Origin of the sequence: Streptomyces sp. NPDC001502 (genome assembly GCF_042894785.1) — a bacterium.
GTDB classification, from domain to species: Bacteria; Actinomycetota; Actinomycetes; order Streptomycetales; family Streptomycetaceae; genus Streptomyces; species Streptomyces kutzneri.
This window is the reverse complement of sequence record NZ_JBIAVW010000004.1, coordinates 90,597-113,537: the sequence shown is the minus strand read 5'-3', so window position 1 is coordinate 113,537 and position 22,941 is coordinate 90,597. Positions and strand designations below refer to the sequence as shown.

23 protein-coding genes are annotated in these 22,941 nt (G+C 72.8%); 9 read left to right on the top strand and 14 right to left on the bottom strand.

Features of this window, described 5'->3' with window-relative positions:
* Positions 1 to 59 precede the first annotated feature (59 nt).
* The 9 genes from ACFY0D_RS07770 to ACFY0D_RS07730 all read right to left on the bottom strand — a co-directional run bounded on the left by ACFY0D_RS07770 (position 60) and on the right by ACFY0D_RS07730 (position 11,206).
* Positions 60 to 1,022 (bottom strand): hypothetical protein, encoded by a 963-nt coding sequence (locus tag ACFY0D_RS07770; protein ID WP_390797504.1) that lies wholly within the window; start codon positions 1,020 to 1,022, stop codon positions 60 to 62.
* A gap of 161 nt (positions 1,023 to 1,183) precedes the next feature.
* Entirely contained in the window at positions 1,184 to 2,803 is a 1,620-nt protein-coding gene (gene pelF / locus ACFY0D_RS07765) for a GT4 family glycosyltransferase PelF (protein WP_390797503.1), read from the bottom strand.
* A 230-nt stretch (positions 2,804 to 3,033) separates the two neighbouring features.
* Positions 3,034 to 4,737: a dipeptide ABC transporter ATP-binding protein gene (locus ACFY0D_RS07760; protein WP_390797502.1), complete on the bottom strand. Its 1,704-nt coding sequence runs from the start codon at positions 4,735 to 4,737 to the stop codon at positions 3,034 to 3,036.
* A complete protein-coding gene (locus tag ACFY0D_RS07755; RefSeq protein WP_390797501.1) occupies positions 4,734 to 5,726 on the bottom strand; it encodes an ABC transporter permease in 993 nt (330 codons plus the stop codon). The genes ACFY0D_RS07760 and ACFY0D_RS07755 overlap by 4 nt, the downstream gene beginning before the upstream one ends.
* A gap of 14 nt (positions 5,727 to 5,740) precedes the next feature.
* Positions 5,741 to 6,721, bottom strand: a complete 981-nt coding sequence (locus ACFY0D_RS07750; RefSeq protein WP_390797500.1) for an ABC transporter permease — start codon at positions 6,719 to 6,721, stop codon at positions 5,741 to 5,743.
* Positions 6,718 to 8,466: an ABC transporter substrate-binding protein gene (locus ACFY0D_RS07745; RefSeq protein WP_390797499.1), complete on the bottom strand. Its 1,749-nt coding sequence runs from the start codon at positions 8,464 to 8,466 to the stop codon at positions 6,718 to 6,720. The genes ACFY0D_RS07750 and ACFY0D_RS07745 overlap by 4 nt, the downstream gene beginning before the upstream one ends.
* Before the next feature lie 172 nt (positions 8,467 to 8,638).
* Positions 8,639 to 8,734 (bottom strand): Ms4533A family Cys-rich leader peptide, encoded by a 96-nt coding sequence (locus ACFY0D_RS07740; RefSeq protein ID WP_314243733.1) that lies wholly within the window; start codon positions 8,732 to 8,734, stop codon positions 8,639 to 8,641.
* An 82-nt stretch (positions 8,735 to 8,816) separates the two neighbouring features.
* A complete protein-coding gene (locus ACFY0D_RS07735; RefSeq protein ID WP_390797498.1) occupies positions 8,817 to 10,205 on the bottom strand; it encodes a DUF3152 domain-containing protein in 1,389 nt (462 codons plus the stop codon).
* Positions 10,206 to 10,210: 5 nt separating this feature from the next.
* Positions 10,211 to 11,206, bottom strand: a complete 996-nt coding sequence (locus tag ACFY0D_RS07730; protein ID WP_390797497.1) for an alpha/beta fold hydrolase — start codon at positions 11,204 to 11,206, stop codon at positions 10,211 to 10,213.
* A gap of 133 nt (positions 11,207 to 11,339) precedes the next feature.
* On the opposite strand from ACFY0D_RS07730, the gene ACFY0D_RS07725 reads away from it, so the two are divergent.
* The 4 genes from ACFY0D_RS07725 to ACFY0D_RS07710 all read left to right on the top strand — a co-directional run bounded on the left by ACFY0D_RS07725 (position 11,340) and on the right by ACFY0D_RS07710 (position 13,150).
* Entirely contained in the window at positions 11,340 to 11,555 is a 216-nt protein-coding gene (locus ACFY0D_RS07725) for a hypothetical protein (protein WP_390797496.1), read from the top strand.
* A gap of 172 nt (positions 11,556 to 11,727) precedes the next feature.
* Positions 11,728 to 12,366, top strand: coding sequence for a TetR/AcrR family transcriptional regulator (locus ACFY0D_RS07720; RefSeq protein ID WP_390797495.1), 639 nt, complete (start codon positions 11,728 to 11,730; stop codon positions 12,364 to 12,366).
* Between the two features lie 144 nt (positions 12,367 to 12,510).
* Entirely contained in the window at positions 12,511 to 12,738 is a 228-nt protein-coding gene (locus ACFY0D_RS07715; protein WP_030011334.1) for a DUF3107 domain-containing protein, read from the top strand.
* 109 nt (positions 12,739 to 12,847) lie between these two features.
* Positions 12,848 to 13,150 carry a hypothetical protein gene (locus tag ACFY0D_RS07710; RefSeq protein ID WP_314243722.1) on the top strand — a complete coding sequence of 101 codons (303 nt, stop codon included), beginning with the start codon at positions 12,848 to 12,850 and terminating at the stop codon, positions 13,148 to 13,150.
* Between the two features lie 142 nt (positions 13,151 to 13,292).
* Here ACFY0D_RS07710 and ACFY0D_RS07705 read toward each other — a convergent pair whose 3' ends face one another.
* A complete protein-coding gene (locus tag ACFY0D_RS07705) occupies positions 13,293 to 14,051 on the bottom strand; it encodes a ferritin-like fold-containing protein (RefSeq protein WP_390797494.1) in 759 nt (252 codons plus the stop codon).
* A 471-nt stretch (positions 14,052 to 14,522) separates the two neighbouring features.
* On the opposite strand from ACFY0D_RS07705, the gene ACFY0D_RS07700 reads away from it, so the two are divergent.
* The 3 genes from ACFY0D_RS07700 to ACFY0D_RS07690 all read left to right on the top strand — a co-directional run bounded on the left by ACFY0D_RS07700 (position 14,523) and on the right by ACFY0D_RS07690 (position 17,708).
* Positions 14,523 to 16,493 (top strand): DEAD/DEAH box helicase, encoded by a 1,971-nt coding sequence (locus tag ACFY0D_RS07700; RefSeq protein WP_390797493.1) that lies wholly within the window; start codon positions 14,523 to 14,525, stop codon positions 16,491 to 16,493.
* A 107-nt stretch (positions 16,494 to 16,600) separates the two neighbouring features.
* Positions 16,601 to 17,458, top strand: coding sequence for an alpha/beta fold hydrolase (locus tag ACFY0D_RS07695; protein WP_390797492.1), 858 nt, complete (start codon positions 16,601 to 16,603; stop codon positions 17,456 to 17,458).
* A 97-nt stretch (positions 17,459 to 17,555) separates the two neighbouring features.
* Positions 17,556 to 17,708, top strand: coding sequence for a hypothetical protein (locus ACFY0D_RS07690; protein WP_167745535.1), 153 nt, complete (start codon positions 17,556 to 17,558; stop codon positions 17,706 to 17,708).
* Positions 17,709 to 17,801: 93 nt separating this feature from the next.
* Here ACFY0D_RS07690 and ACFY0D_RS07685 read toward each other — a convergent pair whose 3' ends face one another.
* The 4 genes from ACFY0D_RS07685 to ACFY0D_RS07670 form a co-directional block, all read right to left on the bottom strand.
* Positions 17,802 to 18,407, bottom strand: coding sequence for a MarC family protein (locus tag ACFY0D_RS07685; protein ID WP_351155592.1), 606 nt, complete (start codon positions 18,405 to 18,407; stop codon positions 17,802 to 17,804).
* Between the two features lie 75 nt (positions 18,408 to 18,482).
* Complete coding sequence (locus ACFY0D_RS07680; protein WP_390797491.1) at positions 18,483 to 19,346, bottom strand: PHP domain-containing protein; 864 nt, start codon at positions 19,344 to 19,346, stop codon at positions 18,483 to 18,485.
* Positions 19,347 to 19,427: 81 nt separating this feature from the next.
* Positions 19,428 to 20,072 carry a DUF6758 family protein gene (locus tag ACFY0D_RS07675; RefSeq protein ID WP_351155595.1) on the bottom strand — a complete coding sequence of 215 codons (645 nt, stop codon included), beginning with the start codon at positions 20,070 to 20,072 and terminating at the stop codon, positions 19,428 to 19,430.
* Between the two features lie 111 nt (positions 20,073 to 20,183).
* Complete coding sequence (locus ACFY0D_RS07670) at positions 20,184 to 20,768, bottom strand: suppressor of fused domain protein (protein ID WP_030711795.1); 585 nt, start codon at positions 20,766 to 20,768, stop codon at positions 20,184 to 20,186.
* A 394-nt stretch (positions 20,769 to 21,162) separates the two neighbouring features.
* Here ACFY0D_RS07670 and ACFY0D_RS07665 point away from each other — a divergent pair, with 394 nt between their 5' ends.
* Both ACFY0D_RS07665 and ACFY0D_RS07660 read left to right on the top strand, forming a co-directional pair.
* Positions 21,163 to 22,278: a magnesium and cobalt transport protein CorA gene (locus tag ACFY0D_RS07665; protein ID WP_390797490.1), complete on the top strand. Its 1,116-nt coding sequence runs from the start codon at positions 21,163 to 21,165 to the stop codon at positions 22,276 to 22,278.
* Positions 22,279 to 22,369: 91 nt separating this feature from the next.
* Positions 22,370 to 22,885, top strand: a complete 516-nt coding sequence (locus tag ACFY0D_RS07660; protein WP_390797489.1) for a hypothetical protein — start codon at positions 22,370 to 22,372, stop codon at positions 22,883 to 22,885.
* Positions 22,886 to 22,941: the final 56 nt, after the last annotated feature.

The following is a 22,941-nucleotide window of genomic DNA, read 5'->3' as shown; positions in this document are numbered from 1 at the left end:
GGGGTACGGGTAAAGCGCCTCGGCGTCGGCTCCGAAGGTCTGGGGACGTCCCGGGGACGTCAGGGCCGCGCATGCGCGGAGGCGCGGGCCAGGGCGAGCACGGCGTGTACGAGGAGTCCGGCCGCGGCGGCGAGGGCCGCCGCCGGGACGGGGACCAGGGCGAGGGCGAGGGCCGCGCCGACGGGTGCGCGGTGGGCTCCGTGCCGCAGCAGGAGCCGGGTCAGGAAGAGCAGCAGCGCGAGGGGCACGGCCACCGGGAGCGGCGTTCCGGCGAGCACGGCGGCCGCGGCGGCGGCCCCGGTGAACAGGGCGACGGCCGCCAGCAGCAGCGGACGCGCCCGGTCGGCGAAGTCCTCCAGGACGCGGCTCCCGTCGAGCCGGGCCCGCGCCCCGGCGGCGAAGGCGACGGCGGCCAGGTGCCCGGGGACGACGGCCAGCGCGAGGCCGACGGCGAGGGCGGTGCCGTGCCGGTACACGGCCCAGCCGGCGACCGCCGCGGCCAGCACGTGCGCGACGTAGGGGAACCGGCCCACGGCGGCCCGCCCGGGCCACACCAGGGCGGCGGCGACTGCGGCCACGGCGGCGGCCCCGGCCCAGGCCTGCCCGGCGGCGGCCGCGGCGCAGGCGAGGGCGCCGGGCAGCAGCGCGTAGCCGAAGCCGCGGAAGGCGGCGGGGCCGGCCGGGACCAGGGCGGGCGCGGCGGCGGTGACCTCCTCGTGGGGGCTGCGCGCGTACAGCTCCTCGGCGAGCGAGAAGACGTCCCGGTGCCGGAACCGCGCGGCGGTGCGGTCGGTGATGCCGTGGGCTTCCAGCCCGGCGGCGATCTCCAGCGGGTCCACGGCGCGTTCGCACAGCGCCCGGTGCCGGTGCAGCAGCGCCTTGACGGGATCCCCGCCGACCCGCCGCCGACCCGGCCGCGCCGCCGGTTCGATTCCAGCCTCGCCGGCGTTTGTGGCGCGGGGGTCCGGGGGCAGCGCCCCCGGCAACGGCGCCGCGCCGGACCGTGCGCCGGAGGGCGGCATCACATCTGCGGCGCCGCTGCCGGGGCTCCGCCCCGGACCCCGCGCCTCAAACGCCGGCGGGGCTTGAATGGCCCCGGGCGAGGCTGAATGGGGCGGCGGGGCCGGAATGGCCGCCGGTGAGGCTGAATTGGGCGGGGCCGTGACTCGGGGGTCGACGGTGGTCATACGGCGGCCTCCGAGGACGACTCCGGGGCAGGAGCCCAGGTCGGGCTGGTCCAGTGGCCCGGCACCCGCGCCTCCGGGGGCCGGGCGAAGGGGATCTCGCCGTCCGGCCGCGCGGAGCCCTTGGCCAGCAGCCGCAGGTAGATCTCCTGGAAGGCGGCCACGTTCTGCTCGACGGTGAAGAGTTCCAGGGCTCGCGCCCGGGCGGCGGCGCCGAGCCGCTGCGCCCGCTCGGGGTCCTGCAGCAGGGACAGGCAGGCCTCGGCGAGCGCCCGGGGATTGCGCGGCGGGACGACGAGCCCGGTGCCCCCGATGACCTCGCAGACCGCGCCCACGTCGGTGGAGACGGTGGCGCGCCCGCAGAGCATCGCCTCGGCGAGCGTGACCGGGAAGCCCTCGATCACGGAGGACAGGACGACGACGCGCCCGGCGCCGTACGCCTCGGCCGTGGTGGGGGCGTCGGGTCCGCCGATCTCCTCGAAGGTGACCGGGTTCTCCCCGACCGTGACCGAGTCGGCGGCCTCGTCGGGGAAGAGCTGGGCGGCCAGGGAACGGCAGTCGGCGAGGTAGCCGGGGGCCATGGCCGTGGCGAAGATCCGCAGCCGGGTGCCGGGCGCGGCCCGGCGGACCTCGGCGAAGGCGTGCAGCAGGGCGATGAGGTCCTTGGCGGGCTCTATCCGGCCGACCCACACCAGGGTGTCGGGGTCCCCGCGGTCCGGGGCCTCGCCGACGGTGGCGAATCGGTCCGCCTCCATCCCGGGATAGACGGTCCGCAGCCGTTCCCGGGTGGCCCCGCACCGCTCCTGCCAGCGGCGGGCGTGCGCGTTCCCGGGGGTCAGGAAGTCGGCCCGGGCGTAGATCTCGGTGGCCAGCCGCAGTTGGAAGGCCGCGAGGAGGGCCCGTACGGCGGGGCGGGTCTCCGGTTCGCCGCGGGTGTCGAGCTGGGACAGGTAGTGGGCCCGGAGCTGGACCCCGTACTCGGTGACCAGCAGCGGGACCCCGAAGAAGCGTTTGGCCAGGAGTCCGGGGAGCGCGGCCACGCCGCCCGCGGCCGCGTGGCAGATGTCGGCCTCGCCGAGACTGCCCCCGGCCTGGGCGTTCTCCCCGTACCAGTCCAGGGACAACGGCCGCAGCATGACCTCTAGTTCGTCCACGAACTGCAGCAGGTCGGCCACCTGCGCGGTCTGTACGGTGCGGGCGGCGCCCGGCGCGCGGCAGGCGGACTCCAGGGCCCGCACCGCGGACTCGGAGCGCAGGGCCGCGTACATCCCGCCCTGTTCGCGGGCGAGTCCGGCGAGCCCGTACAGCCCGGCCGCGAAGGGCTCCGCCTCACCGGCGCAGATCCCGTGGACCAGCTGCTTGAAGCAGTCCACGAACCGTCGGCGCTCCCGCCGGGAGTAGGTCCGCCCGTCGTCGGCGGGGGCCCACAGGGGGGCCGTCCGGACCCGGGTGACGTGCTCGGGCAGTGGCACCCGGGCGCGTTCCTGCTCGGCGCTGCGGCTCAGTGCGTAGATCTCGAACTCGTGCTGCGGGAGCCCGCGCACGAGCCGGTCGCACCACAGCCTCGCCTCTCCCGTCGCATACGGATAACCACCTTCCGTGAGCAGTCCGATCCGCACGAGTGGCACCCCCGATCTCCCGTTCAGGCGGTCGCCGTTCGGTCAGGCGACCCGCCGCGGGAGAACTCAAGCGGATATGCCGAAGGCGCGACGGACGGTTGTCCGTCGCGCCACCGGAAGGGGTGAAGAGTCGTAACTTTCCCGTACGGTTCGCGTTCGAGCACGCTAGAAGTACAGCCTCGGAACCGGCCCGGGCCGGACAGCTCCCCGGCCCGCATGACGGCACCCGGCTACGCGAAGACCTCCTGCCGCGTCCTGCGGCGACCGGCCGCCAGCGCGGGATCCAGCGCCGGTACGGCGGCCAGCAGCTGCCGGGTGTAGGGATGGGCCGGGCGGTCGTACACCTCGTCCACCGGACCCTCCTCGACGATCTCCCCGGCCCGCATGACGGCCACCCGGTCGCTGACCTGCCGGACCACCGCCAGGTCGTGCGCGATGAAGACCAACGCGATGCCCAGCTCCCGCTGGAGCTCCGCCAGCAGGGCGGTCACCTGGGCCTGGGTGGTCACGTCGAGGGCGGAGACCGGTTCGTCGCAGACGATCAGCCGGGGCCGGGGAGCGAGCGCCCGCGCGATGCCCACCCGCTGGCGCTGGCCGCCGCTGAACTCGTGCGGGTAGCGGTCGTAGTGCTCGGCCTCCAGCCCGACGCGCAGCAGCAGCTCCTCCACCCGGGCCCGGACGGCCGCCCCGTCCCGCTCCCCGGCCGCGCGCAGCGGATCGGCGATGGACTCGCCGACGGAACGGCGCGGGTTGAGGGAGGACACCGGGTCCTGGAAGACCATCTGCACACCGCTCGCGATGCCGGTGACTTCGGCGCCGTCCCGGCGCACCTGCCCGGAGCCGGGCTCCAGCAGTCCGACGAGCATCCGCCCGAGCGTGCTCTTGCCGGAGCCGCTCTCGCCGACGATCCCCAGGGTCTCCCCGGCGTGCACGGCGAGGGACACCCCGGCGACGGCGGCGACCTTGCGCCGTCCCCGCCCGAACTCCCGCCGCAGTGAGAAGGCCTCCACGACGGGAGGCACGTCCGCCGATTCCAGCCCGGGCGGGGACGAATCCAGCCCCGCCGGCGTTTGAGGCGCGGAGCCCCGGGAGCGGCGCCGCGCCTGCTCACCCGCGGCCCCCCGCACGGGGCGCGGCCCGTCCAGCCTCGGTACGGCAGCCAGCAAGGCCTTGGTGTACGGCTCCGCCGGTGCGGCCAGTACGGAAGCCACCGGACCCCGCTCGACGGCGGAGCCACCCCGCATGACCAGCACCTCGTCCACGCTCTCCGCCGCCACCCCCACGTCGTGGGTGACCAGCAGCAGCCCGAGCCCGCGCTCCTCGCGCAGCCCGTGCAGCAGGTCGAGGATCTGGGCCTGCACGGTGACGTCCAGTGCGGTGGTCGGCTCGTCGGCGATCAGCAGCTGCGGCTCGCACGCCAACGCCATGGCGATGAGGGCCCGTTGCCGCATGCCGCCGCTGAACTCGTGCGGCCGCGCGCGGGAGCGCCGTGCCGCGTCCGGGATGCCCACCCGGTCGAGCACCTCCACGGCGCGGGCCCGGGCGGCCCGCCGGGAGACGTCCGCGTGGATCCGGTGGACCTCGGCGATCTGGTCGCCGATGGCGTAGTACGGGTCCAGGGAGCTCAGCGGGTCCTGGAAGACCATGGCGGCGGTCCCGCCGCGCAGCCGGCGCAGTTCGGCCGCCGGTGCCGCGGCCACGTCCGTGCCGCCGACCCGGACGGTGCCGCCCAGCCGGGCGCCCGTACCGCGGTGCAGTCCCAGCAGCGCCGCGGCCACGGTGGACTTGCCGCTGCCGGACTCGCCCACGACGCCGAGGGCGTGGCCCGCCTCCAGGGTGAAGGAGATCCCGTCCACGGCGCGTACGTACTCCCCCGCCCCGCCGACCGGGAAGTCGACGACGAGGTCTTTGACCTCCACCAGCGAGTGCGTCATGCGAGGGTCACCCTTCGGTCCGCGGCGGCGTACAGCAGGTCGGCGATCGCGCCCGCGAGGACCACGGCCGTGCCGATCGTGAGGACGACGCCGACGACGACGGGCAGGTCCACGACCCGTACGCCGTCGATGAGGGTCTTGCCGAGGCCGGGGATGCCGAACAGCGACTCCGTGAGCACCGCGCCGCCGATCATCGTGCCGAAGTCGACGGCGCTGAGCGCGATCACGGGGGCCACGGCGCCGCGCACCGCGTGCCGCGTGACCACGGCCCGCTCCCCCACCCCGTAGGCGCGGAAGGTCCGGATGTGATCCTCGGCGAGTGTCTCCAGGGTCGAACTGCGCGTGAGGCGGGCGTACTTGGCGCTCTCGAAGAAGCCGAGGGTCACCCATGGCAGGAGCAGGTTCCAGGCCCACTGCTCGGGGTCCTCGGTCAGCGGCACGTACGTCGGGAACGGCAGCCACTGGAGGTAGGCGCAGACGGTCATGAGCAGCAGCAGCCCCAGGATGAAGACGGGGGTGCCGGTCCCGGCGAGGGTCAGGACGGTCAGGGCCCGCTCGGTGATGCCGCCGCGGCGCAGCGCGGACAGCAGTCCGGTGCCGACGCCGACCACCAGCCAGATCACCAGCGCGCCCAGCGCCAGCGACAGGGTGGCGGGCAGCCGGTCCAGGATCAGCCCGGTGACCTGCCGGTCGTTCTGGTACGAGAATCCCAGGCAGGGTGCGTCGCAGTGCAGGACCAGCCCGGCGCCGCCGGAGTAGTCCCGGCCGGCCAGCAGCCCCTGGAGGAAGTGCAGGTACTGGGTGAGGGCGGATTCGTTCAGCCCGAGCTGTTCGCGGACCTGGGCGATCTGCGCCGGGTTGCAGCGTTCTCCGCAGGCGAGGCGGGCCGGGTCGCCGGGGGCGAGGTAGAAGAGGGCGTAGACGACGACGGACAGGGTGAGCAGCACGAGCAGTGCGCCGCCGGTCCGTTTGAGCACGAAGAGGGTCACGCCGTGCGCTCCTTTCAGGTGCCGACCCGCAGGCGGGAGCCTTCGCGCGGGTCGAGGGCCGTGCGGACGGCGTCGCCCAGCACGGTGGAGGCGAGCACGGTGACGAAGAGCAGCCCGGCGGGGAGCAGGACGTAGGCCGGGTCGGCGCGGAACCAGGTCTGCGCACTGGAGAGCATCTGCCCCCAGGAGGGCGTGGGCGGCTTCACGCCGACGCCGAGGAAGGACAGCGAGGCCTCGGCCACGATGGCGGTGGGCACCTTGATCGCGGCGAAGGTGATGACGGGCGCGGCCAGCGAGGGCAGCAGTTCGCGGCGGGCGATGCCGAACGTGCCCCTGCCCGAGAGGCGGGCGGCGTCGACGAAGTCGAGTCCGCGCAGGGCGAGGGCCTGGGCGCGCACCATGCGGGCGGTGCCGCCCCAGTCGAGCAGTCCGATGATGAGGATCAGCAGCAGCGGCCGGGGGAAGTCGGGCGGGACGACGGCGGTGAGGGCGATACCGATCACCAGCATCGGCAGCGCGATCATCACGTCGGTGAACCGGCCGATGAGCTGGCCCGCGAACCGGCCGCCGAGCGCGGCGGCGAGTCCGACGCCGACCCCGACGAGCGTTTGCACGACGACGGCGCCGAGGGCGACGAGCAGGGAGATCCGCGCCCCGTACAGCAGCCGGGTGAGCAGGTCGCGGCCGGTGCCCGGCTCGACGCCGAGCCAGTGGTCGGCGGAGATCCCGCCGAAGGAGCCGAGCGGTACCCCGCCGCGCGCGGAGTCCACGAGGTCGTCGTGGTACGCGTTCGGGTCCTGGCCGGTGAGCTGGGCGACCAGCGGTGCGGCGAGGGCGAGGAGGACGAGCAGGGCGATGACTCCGGCGGCCGCGAGGGCCGCGGGCCGGCGGCGCAGGCGCCGCCAGACCTGGCGCGCGGTGCCCGCGCCCGGGGCGAGGGCCCCGGGCGCGGGCAGCGGCTGCTGCGGCGCCGGCTGCTTCAGGGCGACGCTCACTTGACGGAGACCTGCGAGATGTCGAGGACGCCGGTCCAGTCGCTGATCACGACGTTCTTGATGTCCTTGCCGACGAGCCGCTTGTAGACCGGGTGGAAGAGCGGCACGTCCAGGGCCTGCTCACCGATCTTCTTGTCGAGTGCGCCCCAGCGCTTGCCGGCGGCCGCGAGGTCGGTCAGCTTGGCGATCTCGTCGATCTCGGCGTTCACGGCCGGGTCGTTCAGCTGGGCGTGGTTGTAGTTGGAGCCGTTGGTCACGATCTGCCGGCCGTCGAAGATCGGCGCGAGGAAGGGGGCGCCGGAGGGCCAGTCGGCGCCCCAGCGGGAGAGGAAGAAGCCGGGGGTGTTCTTGGCGTCCCAGCGCTTCTCGTTGAAGGCGTTGTTCTCCAGGCCTTCCAGCTTGACGGTGATCCCGGCGGCGGCGAGGGCCTGCTGCACGGCGGTGGCGACCTCGGGGCTGGTCTGGCGGTTCTGCGCGGTGGAGTGGGTCAGGGTGACGGTGATTCCGTCGGGGAAGCCGGCCTCCGCCAGCAGCTGCTTGGCCTTGGCCGGGTCGCCGGTCTTGCCCGCCGGGAAGTGGTCGTACGGGGTGAAGCCGAAGGCCTCGCGCTCGGGCAGGAAGGTGGTGGCCGGTTCGGCCAGCGCGGATCCGCCGGCGGCGTTGATCACGCTGGTGCGGTTGATCGCGTGGGAGATGGCCTGGCGCACCTTCGGGTTGTCGAAGGGGGCCACCTTCGGGTTGAAGGCCAGGTAGTTGATGTAGCCGAAGTGGCCGGTGCCGACGCGTGCGGCCAGCTCTTCGTTGTCGCCGATCTGGGCGAGCTCCGCCGGGCCGAGGTTGGTGTCGGTGGTGACGGCGGCGGCGTCGGGGCCGGAGCTGGTGGTCAGGCGCTGGTTGATGACGGCGGCGTCGAGACCGGAGCGGACGTCGATCTTGTCCGGGTAGGCCTTGCGCTCCTCGTCGGTCTTCTCGTCCCAGTGCTCGTTGCGCTCCAGGGTGAGGTGCTCGCCGTCGTTGTCGTTCTTGACGACCTTGTACGGGCCGGAGGAGACGGGGTGCTCCTCGTACTTGACCCCGGTGTCCTTGGCCTTGGGGACGGGTGCGAACTGCGTCTGCGTGGCGACGAAGGGGAACTCGCCCTCGGGCTTGCGGAGTTTGAAGACGATCGTCTTCGGGTCGGGCACGACGATCGAGTCGAGGCCCTTGCCGCCGTCCTTGTACGGGCCCTCGTACGTCTCCCCGCCGACCAGCCAGTCCCGCAGGTAGGGGGCGCCGCCCGACAGCTCGGCGGCGAAGGACCGCTCGATGCCGTACTTGATGTCGGCGGTGGTGATCGGGGTGCCGTCCTCGTACTTCAGCCCGTCCTTGAGCGTGTACGTCCACTCGGTGGCGTCGGCGTTGGGCTTTCCGGTGTCGGTGGCCAGGTCGGGCACGACCTTGGCGCCGGCGGCGCCGTCCTCGCGGTTGCGGGTGGTCAGCGTGCGGAAGACCAGCGAGGGAACGTTTCCGCCGCCCGAGGTGTAGAGCCGGGCCGGGTCGAAGTCGCTCTGCGGCTCGGAGTTGAGGACGGTCAGGGTGCCGCCGTTCTGCGGCGCGCCCGCGGCGCCCGGCTTGTCGCCCGAACCGGCCTTGTCCGCACCGTCCTTGGGGCCGCAGGCCACGGCGCCCCCGGCCAGGACGAGGCTGACGGTGACGGCGGCCACACGGCGCGCTATGAGATGACGGTCGGGTCCGGCGGAAGACATGGGTGTGAAGACCTCTCGGCGTGAAGGAAGGGAGGAAGGGCCACGCGAGGGGCAGCGGTCGACAGCGGTACCGACGGGGTGCCGGAGCATGAGGAAGCCGCGCCTGCGGGCGTACGTGCACCCGGGCGCGGCGAAGGAACTCGAAAAGGGTCGCGGCGCTTGCGGGTCGGCGTCAGCGACAGAAGATGTCGGCCACGCTGTGCGCGGTCACACCAAGCAGCGCCAGCTCTATGGCGGCGCTCGCGGTCATGGTGTGGTGGTGCGACATGCGGAGAACGATTGCCGATGATCGGACGGATTGTCAACGCGGATCCCCCGCCCGGCCGCCGGGCGGGGATCCGGCCCAGCGGTCAACCTCCGGGGAACACCCAGGGGTTGGGCTTGCACTCGATGCCGTTGATGTTGAGGGACTTGGTCTGCTGCTGCATGATCGGCGCGAGCGCACCGGGTGTGCGGCAGTTCACGTGGTCGTGTCCGAGCCGGTGTCCGACCTCGTGGTTGATGAGCATCTGCCGGTAGATGAACATCTGGTCCGGTCCGTACGTCGCGGAGCCCTGCGCCCAGCGGAACGCGTTGATCATCACCCGCTCGGTGCGCGCGGAGTCGCAGGAGACGTTGTCGACGGTGATGTCCAGGTCGGACTTGTCGCACCAGACCCCGGTGGTCCCGGGACTGGCCAGGGTGATCACGAAGTCCGCCTCGCCGCCCGGTACCCGCTCGAAGGTCTTCTCGCCCTTGTGGGCCCAGCTGCGGTCGTCGTTGAGGGTGCGGTGGACGGCCTCGGCGAAGAGCTGCGGGTCCATGCCGAGGCCCTGCTCGACGTCGACCCGGTAGCGCACGAGCTTGCCCTTGCCGGGGGCCTTGGCCACCCCGGGCACGGTGTCGAAGGTCCCGGGTCCGGCGAGTTTCGGGTCGATCGGCAGCTGCTGGGCCATCTTCTGTTCGTAGGTCAGCTCCGGCGCGGGCGCGGCGGCGGACGGCGCCGCGGGCGCGGCCGCCGCCGGAGGCGTCGCGCGGCCGTCCGAGCGGGAGGCCGCCGCGTCGGTCCGGCTGCCGTCAGAGGCGGCCGCCGCGCCCGTCTTGGCGCCGTCCCCGTCGGAGGTGACCTGGCCGGCGACGACGACGGCGAGGACGGTGGTGACGGCCACGGCGGCCAAGCCGGTGTACGTACGGACCTTCAGGCCGCTGCCGGAACCGGGCGGCTCCGGGGCGCAATCCACCGGATCGGCCGGATCCACGGGACCGGCGGGACCGACCGGGTCGACCGGTTTGCGCGGCCCGGGCACCAGGCGGTGCGAGCCGGTGGAGGTGACGGGGTCGGGGGCGGGACCGGCGTCGGGACCGAAGTCGAAAGCGGCCGGCGGCACCAGGGTGACCTGCGGGAAGCCGACCGCGGGCGTGCCGAAGGCCGGGGTGTCGCAGTCCAGCAGGGCGGCGGGCGCCGGCGCGGTGGCGGCGTCGTGGTACGGCCGCCGCACCCCGTGCCAGTCCCCGTACACGGAGTCGGGGCGGGCCCCCCAGGCGCCGCCGGACTCGTACTGCTGGGGGTGGCTCCCGGTCCGCGCGTCGTCGAAGGACCGGTCCTGGGACACGTATCCCTGGTGGGTGACGGTCGGTTCGGGCCAGGACGCGGCGGGCGGTTCCTCGTACGGCAGGGGCTCCGGCTGCGGCCGGACGGGTGCCGGAGCGGCGGCCGGAGCCGGAGCCGGGGCAGGGCCCTTGCGGCTATGTCGTCCCACGGTCCTCAGCCTCTGCCGTCTTCGGTATATCGGTCACCCTCGCCCGTTCCGGTGTCGCTCAGCAGCTCCCGGAACGCGGCGGCCACCGCCTCGGGGTACTCCATCATCGCCACGTGTCCTGCCTCGGGCATGCACAGCAGCCGCGAACCGCGGAAGGCCGCGGCCGCCCTGTGCGCCATACGGTACGAGACCAGTTGGTCCCGGCCACCGTAGACCAGCAGCGAGGGCGCGAGAACCCGCTGCGCCTGCCGCCACAGTCCGTGCTGGCCGCCGAGGGTGTAGGCGTCGACGATGCCGCGCGAGGAGCGCGTCATCGCCTCCCAGAAGTACGGCAGGGCCATCCGCCGCTCCATTTCCTCCACGGCGTTGCGGAATCCCTCGGGTGTCACCCGGGAGGGGTCTCCGTAACAGAGCTCCGTCACCCCGCGGGTGCGCTGCTCGGCGGTGAGCCCCTGCGTCAGCCGGTTGAAGAGCGCGGCGACCCCGGGCACGGCGAGCAGCGCGGTCGGCACGGCCGACTTCTGCACCCGCAGTTCGGGCAGGGCGGGCGAGACCAGGGTCAGGGTGCGCACCAGGTCGGGCCGGACGGCCGCGACGCGGGTGGAGACGGCTCCGCCGAGGGAGTTCCCGACCAGGTGGACCGGGCCGCGCCCGGCGGCGTCGAGGTGCCGGATGACGGCGCGGGCGAAGGCGGTGACGGAGTAGTCCCGGTCGGCGGGTGGTGGGGACCAGCCGAAGCCCGGCAGGTCGAGGGCCTCGCCGTCGACGGTGTCGGCCAGCTGCGCCATCAGCTCCGACCAGTTCTGCGAGGAACCGCCGAGTCCGTGCACGAACAGGGCGGGTGGCAGCCCGGTGCGCAGGGGCGGGCGGACCCGGACGGCCAGTTCCAGGCCGGGCAGCACGGCGGTGCGCAGCTGCTCCCCTTCGGCCACCCGAGCGGCTCCCGTCTGGGAGGACAGCTCGGCGGTGGACCATACGCCCGGCAGCTCGGTCGAAGACATGCGGGCAATGTTACGAGACGATCACGTTCCTCTTCTTGTGTTCGCCGTCACAGACACGGGCCGGATCCGTATAGCGGTGCATCCGCGATCCTCCTAGGCTCGTAAGTGAGCACAAGGAAGCGAGGGGAGCGGCATGACTGTCGACCCTGCGGAGCCGGACACCTTCCGGGAGCAGTTTCCGGAATCCCTCGATCCTGAGGCGCCCGAGGCGGATGTGGCGGAGCAGCTGGCCGATCTCCGGCCGGACGAGGACGACCCGATCACCGAGCGCTCGGGGGACGGGGTCACGGACGGCGATGCCGTCGAGCAGGCGCGGGTGGTGCCGCTGGACGAGGACGACTACCGCTGACCCGCAGCCGACCGAGCACCGACCAAACCGCTGATCAAACCGCTGACCAGCGCCTCCGGGCCGTCCGTACCGCGAGAAAACTCGGCTTGAACCCTCCAGATTCGGTTACCGAAAAGTACGATGGCGGCGCGGCGCAGAGCGCACTGTGTTCTTAGAGAAAGTGGGAGGCGGCGTGACAGCCATCGAGCAGACCGAGGCAGCGCGTCCGCGGGGCACGCGACTGCCGCGCCGAGCCCGGCGCAACCAGCTGCTGGGCGCGGCCCAGGAGGTTTTCGTCGCGCAGGGGTATCACGCGGCGGCCATGGACGACATCGCCGAGCGGGCCGGCGTGAGCAAGCCGGTGCTGTACCAGCACTTCCCCGGCAAGCTCGACCTGTACCTGGCCCTGCTGGACCAGCACTGCGAGGCCCTGCTGCTGGCCGTGCGTACCGCACTCGCGTCGACGACGGACAACAAGCTGCGCGTGGCGGCCACGATGGACGCCTACTTCGCGTACGTGGAGGAGGAGGGCGGCGCCTTCCGGCTGGTCTTCGAGTCCGACCTGACGAACGAGCCGGCGGTGCGCGAGCGCGTCGACCGCGTCTCGATGCAGTGCGCCGAGGCCATCTCCGACGTCATCGCCGAGGACACCGGCCTGTCGAAGGACGAGTCGATGCTGCTGGCCGTGGGCCTGGGCGGGGTCTCGCAGGTCGTGGCCCGCTACTGGCTCTCCAGCGAGAGCCCGGTCGCCCGCGACACGGCGGTCGGCCTGCTCACCTCGCTCGCCTGGCGCGGTATCGCCGGCTTCCCGCTGCACGGCACGGAGTCCTGAGGGACGGGCCTGCGCGGGCTCTTGCCGGCCGCTGTTCGCTGCGAGCGTGTCCGCTCTGCGCGGTCCGCGTCCCCTCACCGGGCTAATGTGGACCGCGTACGGCGCGGCTGATCGCGCGAACCGGATCGTCGGAGGGACAAAGCCGTGGAGGTCAAGATCGGCGTGCAGCACGCACCCCGGGAGATCGTGCTGGAGAGCGACCTGAGCGCCGAGGAGCTGGAGAGCATCGTCACCGCCGCTCTGTCCGGCACCGCGCCGCTGCTGAGCCTCACCGACAACAAGGGCCGCAAGGTCCTGGTGCCGTCCGACCGCCTGTCGTATGTCGACCTGGGTGAGCCGAGCGTGCGCAAGGTCGGTTTCGGCGCGCTCTGAGAACTGTTGGAAACGGCCCGGTGGTTGATCCCACCGGGCCGTTTCTGTTTCTTCCGCTTCGGGTAGGACCGCAGTGACCCGGTTTGCCCTGACGTATGGGAGAGACCTCATGCTGCTGATGGAAGTGCTCGGCTCCGCACTCCTGGGCCTCGCCTTGTCCGCGACAGCCGCCCGGGTGCTCACGCGCCGGTTGCCTTCCCGCACAGTGGTCCTGGTCAGCGGGGTGCTCGGGGCGCTGTTCGGGGCGTATCTCACGCACTTCGCGCTGGGGCCCGGGCACAACACGCTGACCGCGACGCTCATCGGTGCGGTGCTGGTGTCGGCCGTGGTCCTGTCCCTGCTGCTCCGTCCGGCCTCAGGGCCCCGCAGGCCGTCCCACAGGACTCCGTTTTCGCTCCCGTCGCGGGGCTGACCCCGACCCCTGAGTCCTGACCTCTGAACCACTGAACCACGTACGTCGGCCCCGGCGCGCGGTGTGCGCGCCGGGGCCGACGTACGTGGAGCGGTAGGGAGCCTGGCTGCCGCCTCGCGGCTGCCGTGCGGCCGCCGTGCGGTCAGGCGGCGAGGCCGAGGGCCGCCATCCGCTTGGTGTGCGCCTTGGTGATGCGGGTGAACATCTCGCCGACGGCCGCCAGGTCGAAGCCGGCCGCCATTCCGTCGACGCCGCCGACCAGCATGGTCGAGAGCGCGTCGCGCTCCGCGACCACGCGCTGGGCCTGCGAGAGGGCCTCGCCCATCAGCCGGCGGGCCCACAGCGCGAGCCGGCCGCCGCAGCGCGGGTCCGCCTCGATCGCCGCGCGGACCTTCTCGACGGCGAAGTTGCCGTGGCCGGTGTCGTCGAGCACGCCGAGCACGAGGGCACGGGTGTCGGTGTCCAGGTGGGAGGCGACCTCACGGTAGAAGTCACTGGCGATGGAGTCGCCGACGTAGGCCTTGACCAGGCCCTCCAGCCAGTCCGACGGCGCGGTCTGACGGTGGAAGTCGTCGACGCCCTTCGCGAAGGGCTCCATGGCGGCGGTCGGCTCGACCTCGATCGCCGCGAGCCGGTCCCGCAGCCGCTCGAAGTGGTGGAACTCGGCGGAGGCCATCGCGGCGAGCTCGGCCTTGTCGTCCAGGGTGGGCGCGAGCTTCGCGTCCTCCGCCAGGCGCTCGAAGGCCGCGAGCTCTCCGTAGGCGAGCGCGCCGAGCAGGTCCACGACGGCGGCCCGGTACTGCGGCGAGGCAGAGGCGGCGGCCCAGTCCTGGGAGGCGATGCCCACGGCTTCGGTGGGGGCGCTGTCGTCGGCGGGCGAGGCGTTTTCTACGGTCGGCATGCTCCGCACAATAGCCCGCCGAATGGCCCTTCAAGTCACCACGGCGGTTGCTTCCCTGTCCAGCTAAACGCGCCTACCCGGTGAATTCACCCGACACACCTGCGCGATTCCGGGGTACAGTGGTAATGCGCCTGCCGAATACTCGGCGGGCCATCCGAATGAGGATGCCCGGTCGGTGGCCCGATCGGCTCCAACCGACCGCCCTCGGTGCGGCGCGTACGTTCATGCGTACCGCCAGCCACGAGGGGCCCCCTCAGCGGCAGATGCGCCTGAGCGAAGGCTAGTGGTCCCGCGCAGCTTCGTACGTAGCAGTACTGCAAGCACGGCACGGTACGACCCCCCTCGCCGCCTCGCGCCGCGTCTCACAGAAGAGGCAGCACCCTGACTACGTTCCGAGACCTCGGGATTTTCCCCGAGACGGCCGAGGCCCTTGAGGCCGTCGGCATCGTGTCCCCCTTCCCGATCCAGGAGATGACCCTCCCCGTCGCCCTTTCCGGCACGGACGTCATCGGCCAGGCCAAGACCGGAACCGGCAAGACGCTCGGTTTCGGCCTTCCCCTGCTGGAGCGGGTCGTCGTCCCCGCGGACGTCGAGGCCGGCCGCGCCACCCCCGCGCAGCTGACCGACGCCCCGCAGGCCCTCGTGGTGGTTCCGACCCGCGAGCTGTGCACCCAGGTCACCAACGACCTCCTGACCGCGGGCAAGGTCCGCAACGTCCGCGTCCTCGCCATATACGGCGGTCGCGCGTACGAGCCCCAGGTCGAGGCGCTCAAGAAGGGCGTCGACGTGATCGTCGGCACCCCGGGCCGCCTGCTCGACCTGGCCGGGCAGAAGAAGCTCGACCTCTCACGCGTCAAGGCCCTCGTCCTGGACGAGGCCGACGAGATGCTCGACCTGGGCTTCCTGCCCGACGTCGAGAAGATCATGGCGTACCTGCCCGCGAAGCGTCAGACGATGCTGTTCTCGGCGACCATGCCGGGCGCGGTCATCGGCCTGGCCCGCCGCTACATGACGCAGCCGACCCACATCCGCGCCGTCTCCGAGGACGGCGAGGGCGCGACCGTCGCCAACATCACGCAGCACGTCTTCCGTGCGCACAACATGGACAAGCCGGAGCTCGTCTCCCGCATCCTGCAGGCCGAGGGCCGCGGCCTGGCCATGATCTTCTGCCGTACCAAGCGCACGGCGGCCGACATCGCCGAGCAGCTGGAGAAGCGCGGCTTCGCGTCCGGCGCCGTCCACGGCGACCTGGGCCAGGGTGCGCGCGAGCAGGCGCTGCGCGCGTTCCGCAACGGCAAGGTCGACGTGCTGGTGTGCACCGACGTCGCCGCGCGCGGCATCGATGTCGAGGGTGTGACCCACGTCATCAACTACCAGACGCCGGAGGACGAGAAGACCTTCCTGCACCGTGTGGGCCGCACCGGCCGCGCGGGCAACAAGGGCATCGCCGTCACCCTGGTCGACTGGGACGACATCCCGCGCTGGCAGCTGATCAACAAGGCGCTGGAGCTGGACTTCCACGAGCCGGTCGAGACGTACTCCACGTCCCCGCACCTGTTCGAGCAGCTGAACATCCCGGCCGGCACCAAGGGCATCCTGCCGCGCGCCGAGCGCACGCGGGCCGGCCTGAAGGCCGAGAACCTGGAGGACCTGGGCGAGACCGGCGGCCGCGGTGGCCGTGGCGGCCGCTCCGGTCCGGCGGCCGCCGCCGTGGTGACCGAGGAGCGTCCGGCCCGTACCCGTACGCCGCGCCAGCGCCGCCGTACCCGGGGCGGGACGGAGCTCGCCGAGGGCGCCGAGGCCACCGCCGCGGTGACCCCGGCCCAGGCTCCCGAGGCCCCCGCGGCCCCGGCCGCCGACGAGCCGCGCCGTCCGCGCCGCCGCCGCACCCGTGTGGCCGCGGTACCGGTCCAGGCCCCCGTGGCCGCGCCGGTCGTCGAGGCTCCGGCCGTCGAGGCTCCGGCCGTCGAGGCTCCGGTCGCCGCCGCTCCGGCCGCCCTGGTGACCCCGGTCGCCGAGGAGGCTCCGGCCAGGCCGAAGCGCGTCCGTACCCGCAAGGTCGTCGCGGCCGAGCCGGAGCCGGACTTCCAGATGGCGCCGCTGGTCGAGCCCGTCCGGGCCCGGCGCACCACCCGCAAGGCCGCCCCGGCCGCCGCGGTGACCCCGGTCGCCGCAGTGACCCCGGTCGCCGAGGCTCCCGCCGAGGAGGCCCCGGTCAAGCCGAAGCGGACCCGTACCCGCAAGGTCGCGGAGGCCGCTCCGGTCGCCGCCGAGGCCGTCGCGGTGGCGGAGGAGGCTCCGGTCAAGCCGAAGCGCACCCGTACCCGCAAGGTCGCGGAGGCCGCCCCGGTCGCCGCCGAGGCCGCCGCCGTGGCCGAGGAGGCCCCGGTCAAGCCGAAGCGCACCCGCACCCGCAAGGCCGTGGCCGCGCCGGAGGCGTAAGCCTTGCGCAGCACCCCGCCGATGGCCCCGATCCCCTTCCGAGGGGGCCGGGGCCATCGGCCTGCCCGGGCCGTGCCGGGCACCGTACGGGCCGGTAACCTCGGGCCATGAGCAAGCCTCCGCGTCTCACGCTGCCCTCCGCCGCCCGCGCGTACCTCCTCACCACCGAGCGCGGCTCCTTCGCCGTGCACGAGGCCGGTGAGCCCGTACGCGGCACCGCCCTGCTGGTCCCGGGCTTCACGGGCAGCAAGGAGGACTTCGTCGGCCTGCTGGAGCCGCTGGCGGCCGCCGGGTACCGGGTCGTCGCCGTGGACGGCCGCGGCCAGCACGAGACCCCGGGCCCGCGCGAGGAGGCCCCGTACGCCCTGGAGGAGCTGGCGCGGGACGTCCTCGCGCAGGTCCGCGCGCTGGGCGAGGACCGCGTGCACCTGGTCGGCCATTCGCTCGGCGGGCTGATCTCCCGCGCCGCCGTGCTGCGCGACCCCGCGCTCTTCGCCTCCCTCACCCTGATGAGCAGCGGGCCGGGCGCGATCTCCGAGGACCAGCAGGCCCGGACGAAGCTGCTGGTCGCCGCGCTGGAGGCGATGGGCGACGACATGCCCGGGATCTGGGCGGCGATGCGGGCCCACGATCCCGAGGACGCGGCCGCCGACTCCCCGGAGCTCGCGCACTTCCTGCGCGAGCGGTGGCTGGCCACCGTCCCCGAGCAGCTGATCGTCACCGGCCGGACGCTGATCTGCGAGCCGGACCGGGTGGCGGAGCTGAGCCGCGTCGACCTGCCGAAGCTGGTCCTGTCCGGGGCCGTGGACCAGGCCTGGCCGGTGCCGCTGCTGGACGAGACGGCCCGGCGCCTGGGCGCACGGCGGGTGATCGTGCCGGGGACGGATCACTCCCCGAACGCCGAGGACCCGGCCACGACGGCGCGCGAGCTGGCCGCGTTCTGGGACTCCTGCACCGGCGTGTAGTTAGCCAGTGAAAAAATTTCCTTAGCGTAGGGAATGATTGCGGCCTACACTTCGTTGAACCAGTGCAAGGAGAAACACTGACGAAGGGAGAAGCCCCATGCGCTTCGAGATTCTGCGCCTGGACGACGTCGACGGGTCCGCCGTGGACAGCACCGTCGTGGACGCGGCCTCCGTCAACCGGATCGTGCAGCAGGCCGCAGCCGTCGGCCAGCGCATCCTGATCCGACCGGCCGAGAGTGCGTCCTGCTGACGCATCGCACGAAATACGTTCGCGCCCCCGCACCGGTTCCGGTGCGGGGGCGTTCGCATGAGCGGCCGCGCGCGGCGGCCAGGAGGCGGGGCCTCAGGCTCCGTCGATCACCTGGAGCACGCCGTTGATGATCTGCTGGACGGCGATCGCCGAGAGCATCATGCCGGCGAGCCGGGTGACGAGGACGACGCCGCCGTCCTTGATGACCCGGATGATCACCAGGGAGTAGCGCATGGTGATCCACAGCACGACGTGCATGGCCACGATCGCGGCCCAGACCGAGACCTGCCCGGCGGCGCCGTCGGCCTTCTGGACGGCCAGGATCACGGACACGATCGCGCCGGGCCCGGCCAGCAGCGGCATGCCCAGCGGGACCAGGGCCACGTTCACGTCCTTGGTCTGCTTCGGCTCGTCGTTCTTGCCGGTGAGCAGGTCCAGCGCGATGAGCAGGAGCAGAAGACCACCGGCGATCATCAGCGCCGGGACGGAGACGTGCAGGTAGTCCAGGATCTGCTGGCCGCAGATACCGAAGACCGCGATGACACCGAAGGCCACGCAGACGGCCTGCCAGGCCATGCGGCGCTGCACCTTGACGGGGCGGCCGGAGGTCAGGGCGAGGAAGATCGGCGTGATCCCCGGGGGGTCCATAATCACAAAAAGGGTGAGAAAAAGGGATCCGAAGACGGCGAAATCAAACACAGTGATGCCTTGCAGAAGAGAGGGGTGTCGCGAAGAAGAAGTGTGGGACGGGTGGAGCGGGCCGGATCCGGCCGGTCAGCGCTCGCGTCCGCCGGCGCCCGGCACCGGGAAGGCCCCCGTCGCGCGGCGCGTGATCTCGCCGTAGATCTCGGGGTCGGTCGTGAACTCCCCGAGACGGCAGGTCTTGCGGCTGCCGTGGTAGTCGCTGGACCCGGTGGTCAGCAGGCCGAGGTCGGCCGCCAGGCCGCGCATCCGCGTGCGGGTGTCGGCGTCGTGGTCCATGTGGTCCACCTCGATGCCGTCCAGGCCCGCGCTCGCCAGTTCGGCTATCGCGGACTCGGAGACGCACCGGCCGCGCTTGACGGCGGCGGGGTGCGCGAGGACGGTGACCCCGCCGGCCGCCTTGACCAGGCGCACGGCCTCGAACGGGTCGAGCTCGTGCTTCTCGGCGTATGCGCGGCCGCCGTCGGCGAGCCAGTCGGGCGTGAACGCGTCCGAGACGGTGGGTACGACGCCCAGCTCGACGAGGGCGGTGGCGATGTGCGGCCGCCCGACCGATCCGTCACCGGCGATCCGGGCCACCTGCTCCCAGGTGACGCCGACGCCGAGGTCCTGGAGCTTGCCGATCATGGTCCGGGCGCGCGGGGTGCGGTCGTCACGGACGAGCTCCCGCTCGCGGGCCAGCTCGGGCTCCTCGGGGTCGAAGAGGTACGCGAGCATGTGCACGCCGACACTGTCGAGCCGGCAGGACAGTTCGGCCCCGGTCACCAGCGTCAGTCCGGCGGGCAGGGCCGCGAGGGCCTCGCCGTATCCGCGCACGGTGTCGTGGTCGGTCAGCGCGACCACGTCCAGCCCGGCGCCGGCGGCATTGCGCATCAGCTCGGCGGGGGTGTCCGTACCGTCGGAGGCCGTGGAGTGGGCGTGCAGGTCGATGCGCACAGCCTGGCTCCATGGGTCGTACGTACGGGGGACACTCCAGGATAACCGGGCCGCGGACCCCCTCAGGCCCCCGCGGGCACCTCAGGCGGGGCCCAGGATGCGCGGGCTCAGGGCCCCGCACGGAAGGAGCTCGACCTCGGCTCCCGCGTCGCGCAGGTCGGTGAGGACGAGCTCGTCGTACATCAGCAGGCCGGACTGCTCCGGCCAGACGATCGCCCAGAGCCACAGGCCGCGCGCCTCGCCGGCGAAGACGGCCCGGTCGTCGGGGCCGCCGCCCACGTGCCACAACGGTGTCGGGCGGCCCGCCGCGACCACCTTGGCATGGGGCGGCGCCGATACGTTGATGGACGAGCCGGGGTCGACACCGTCGATGCCCGCGTACCGCGCGCCGAGGCCCACACCCAGTTCCTCCGCGATCAGCAGCAGCTCGCCGATCCCGCCCAGCGGGCCGGGGCCGGAACAGGCCACCGCCGTCGCCCGGCCACCGCTGCGGTCGTCACCGGCGGACGCGACCCCCGTGAACAGCCACCCCACCGGCAGCGGCCACGGCATCCACACCGGCACCCGCGCCCGGTGCGCCACCACGCTCAGGCCTTCGACGCTCGGCGGGATGACGGGTTGCAGGGGGTGGACAGCGCCGTGCACCGCGCACTGCCAGGAGTCGGAGAAGAGTCCGGGCGCCCTGACCCGGCCGCCGCACTTCGGGCAACTTGGTTCACCCCTCATAAGAAGCCACGCTCCTCCCCGCCCGGCCCCCAGTCAAGGCACGCTCACCCGTCCGGGCCCCAGGCCTCTCTTTCGGATCTTGCCGGGCCGGCAAGATCCGAAAGAGACGCCCTAGTCCAGTGCAACAGCGCTACGCAAAGGGTCCCGCAGGTCCGTTCCGCGCGCGAGCCAGCGTTCCTGGAGGGCGGCCGCTCCGTGCACGCGCTTCCAGGCGGCCTCGTTCGCCGTCATCGGCAGCAGGGGCAGGAAGTGCACCGGGTCCATGGGCTCGTCGAGCTCCAGGTCCTCGACGAGACCGCCCGGTTCCGCCACGAGGACCGAGCTGAAGGGGGCCCCGTCCCAAAGCGGTTCACCCACGTCCAGCGAGGCCCCCGGGGCCACGATCAGCCCCTCGACCTGGGGGGACGCGGCCAGCACCGCGAGCGGCCGCAGGAGTTTGTCGGTGGCCGCCAGTCCTGCCCGTACGGTCAGCACGAGCTCGGCGCGCGGGCCCCGTACGGGGTCGGCGACCACGGCGGTCGGATCGGTCATCGGGTGCGCGGACATCCCGAGGGTCGCGTACCGCACGAGGTCGCCCTCGGCGAAACGGAGTACCTCGATGCGGTCGGTGCCCAGGAAGGTGACGGCGGCGCGTGCGTCGGGTTCACCGAACGCCGTGCGCAGCCGGGCCTCCACGAGGGCCAGAATTTCTGCCATGAAGCGAGCATAGAACTCGTATCAGGCGGGTAAAGGGCGGGTCTTGACCATCCGTCGGCTGATAGTGTTGACAGCTGTTCGGGGCCGCACGCAGAAGCGGTGTTTCAGTGCCCCGGCAACAGGACGTCCCTCACGGGGGACCGGCCGGAGGAGGTGGGGCTGCGGTGGACCGAAGTCGATCGTGCAGTACCAATCGCTCTTCCACTTCTGTGACGGGCGCATCCCGCCCCCTTTGATCTGCTCGATCCGTCTGATGCGCTGATCAGTAGAAGAGCGACGGCAGAACGTTGTCCTCCCGTCCTGTTCCCTCCCCCTGCCCGGGCCTGCCCGCCCGCCTGCGGTGGAGGGTCTCCCACCCGTACGGTCCGCAGCCGTGCGCGAGAAGGAGCCTGCCATGTCGATGCTGCCCTACCTGCGTGCCGCCGTTCGCCCGGCCCTGCGCAGGGCCACCCCCGTACAGCCCGGCTACGACACCACCCGCGACCCGTCGGCGAGCAGCGCGGTGGTCGACTGCGCCGTGTACCGCGACGGGCGGCGGGTGCTGGGCCCGGCGTGCCTGACGCCCCGTGAGGCGATCCGCCGGGTCCGCGAGGACGGCGGTTTCGCCTGGATCGGCCTGCACGAGCCGACGGAGGCCGAGTTCGCGGGGATCGCCGCGACCTTCGGGCTGCACCCGCTGGCCGTGGAGGACGCGGTGCACGCGCACCAGCGGCCGAAGCTGGAGCGCTACGACGACACCCTCTTCACCGTCTTCAAGACGATCCACTACGTCGACCACGCCGAACTGACCGCCACCAGCGAGGTGGTGGAGACCGGTGAGGTGATGTGCTTCACCGGCCCCGACTTCGTCATCACCGTCCGGCACGGCGGGCAGGGGTCCCTCAAGGGGCTGCGCCACCGCCTCCAGGACGACCCGGACCTGCTCGCCAAGGGTCCCTCGTCGGTCCTGCACTCCATCGCCGACCACGTGGTCGACGGCTACATCGCGGTCGCGGCGGCGGTGCAGGACGACATCGACGAGGTGGAGAGCGAGGTCTTCGCGGCCCCCGCCAAGGGCAGTGCGCGCGGCGCCGACGCGGGCCGCATCTACCAGCTCAAGCGCGAGGTGCTGGAGTTCAAGCGGGCGGTCTCGCCGCTGCTGCGTCCGATGGAGCTGCTGAGCGAACGGCCGATGCGGCTGGTGGACCCGGACATCCAGAAGTACTTCCGCGATGTCGCCGACCACCTGGCGCGGGTGCACGAGCAGGTGGTGGGCTTCGACGAGCTGCTGAACTCGATCCTCCAGGCCAATCTCGCGCAGGCGACGGTCGCCCAGAACGAGGACATGCGCAAGATCACCTCCTGGGCGGCGATCATCGCCGTGCCGACGATGATCTGCGGCGTGTACGGGATGAACTTCGACCACATGCCGGAGCTCCACTGGCGCTACGGCTATCCGATGGTGATGGCCGCGATCGCCGCCTCCTGCTTCACCATCCACCGCGCGCTGCGCCGCAACGGCTGGCTCTGAGGCGGGCCCGCCCGCGCCGGGTCTTGCGGGCCGGGTCTTGCGGGCCGGGACGCCCGCTCGCGCGCGGGGAGCGACCCCCTACCCTGTCGGCATGACTCTCAGCACACTCGACCTGGCCCTCGTCGAGGAGGCCACCAAGAAGTCCGGCCTGATCTGGGTGCGCGGCGACGGGGCCGACCGCGCCCTGTGGCACGCCTGGGTGGACGGCGCGGCCCATGTGCTGGGCGACGGGCCCGGCGAGCAGCCGTTCCCGGGGCTGGCGGACGGCGCGAGTGCCGAGGTGACCGTGCGGAGCAAGGACAAGGGCGGCCGGCTGGTGGCCTGGACGGCGACGGTACGGGAACTCCCGCCCCGCGGCGAGGAATGGGCGGCGGCGGTCGCCGAGCTCAAGGGCAAGCGGCTGAACGCGCCCGACTCGGAGGACATGACCGAGCGGTGGGCGCGGGAGTGCCGGCTGCTGCGGCTGGAGCCGGAATCGGTGCGGGCCGAACTGCCGGACAGCTCGCTGGCCGCGGCCCCGCTGGGCTCCCCGGCGACGACCCGCAGGCCGGTCCCCGCGGCCCTGCCGAAGCTCCTGCTGAAGCGCAGGAAGGCCGCCCGGGGCTGACGTCCCGGCACGCGCACGGCCCCGGCACGACCGGATCCGCCTGCGGCGCCGCCGAC

Excerpts from the sequence above, each read along its gene's own strand:
- ACFY0D_RS07770 (WP_390797504.1), bottom strand. The coding sequence starts at position 1,022 with ATGCCGCCCTCCGGCGCACGGTCCGGCGCGGCGCCGTTGCCGGGGGCG.
- ACFY0D_RS07760 (WP_390797502.1), bottom strand. The coding sequence starts at position 4,737 with ATGACGCACTCGCTGGTGGAGGTCAAAGACCTCGTCGTCGACTTCCCG.
- ACFY0D_RS07745 (WP_390797499.1), bottom strand. The coding sequence starts at position 8,466 with ATGTCTTCCGCCGGACCCGACCGTCATCTCATAGCGCGCCGTGTGGCC.
- ACFY0D_RS07740 (WP_314243733.1), bottom strand. The coding sequence starts at position 8,734 with ATGTCGCACCACCACACCATGACCGCGAGCGCCGCCATAGAGCTGGCG.
- ACFY0D_RS07730 (WP_390797497.1), bottom strand. The coding sequence starts at position 11,206 with ATGTCTTCGACCGAGCTGCCGGGCGTATGGTCCACCGCCGAGCTGTCC.
- ACFY0D_RS07725 (WP_390797496.1), top strand. The coding sequence starts at position 11,340 with ATGACTGTCGACCCTGCGGAGCCGGACACCTTCCGGGAGCAGTTTCCG.
- ACFY0D_RS07710 (WP_314243722.1), top strand. The coding sequence starts at position 12,848 with ATGCTGCTGATGGAAGTGCTCGGCTCCGCACTCCTGGGCCTCGCCTTG.
- ACFY0D_RS07705 (WP_390797494.1), bottom strand. The coding sequence starts at position 14,051 with ATGCCGACCGTAGAAAACGCCTCGCCCGCCGACGACAGCGCCCCCACC.
- ACFY0D_RS07700 (WP_390797493.1), top strand. The coding sequence starts at position 14,523 with ATGACCCTCCCCGTCGCCCTTTCCGGCACGGACGTCATCGGCCAGGCC.
- ACFY0D_RS07695 (WP_390797492.1), top strand. The coding sequence starts at position 16,601 with ATGAGCAAGCCTCCGCGTCTCACGCTGCCCTCCGCCGCCCGCGCGTAC.
- ACFY0D_RS07690 (WP_167745535.1), top strand. The coding sequence starts at position 17,556 with ATGCGCTTCGAGATTCTGCGCCTGGACGACGTCGACGGGTCCGCCGTG.
- ACFY0D_RS07675 (WP_351155595.1), bottom strand. The coding sequence starts at position 20,072 with ATGAGGGGTGAACCAAGTTGCCCGAAGTGCGGCGGCCGGGTCAGGGCG.
- ACFY0D_RS07670 (WP_030711795.1), bottom strand. The coding sequence starts at position 20,768 with ATGGCAGAAATTCTGGCCCTCGTGGAGGCCCGGCTGCGCACGGCGTTC.
- ACFY0D_RS07665 (WP_390797490.1), top strand. The coding sequence starts at position 21,163 with ATGTCGATGCTGCCCTACCTGCGTGCCGCCGTTCGCCCGGCCCTGCGC.
- ACFY0D_RS07660 (WP_390797489.1), top strand. The coding sequence starts at position 22,370 with ATGACTCTCAGCACACTCGACCTGGCCCTCGTCGAGGAGGCCACCAAG.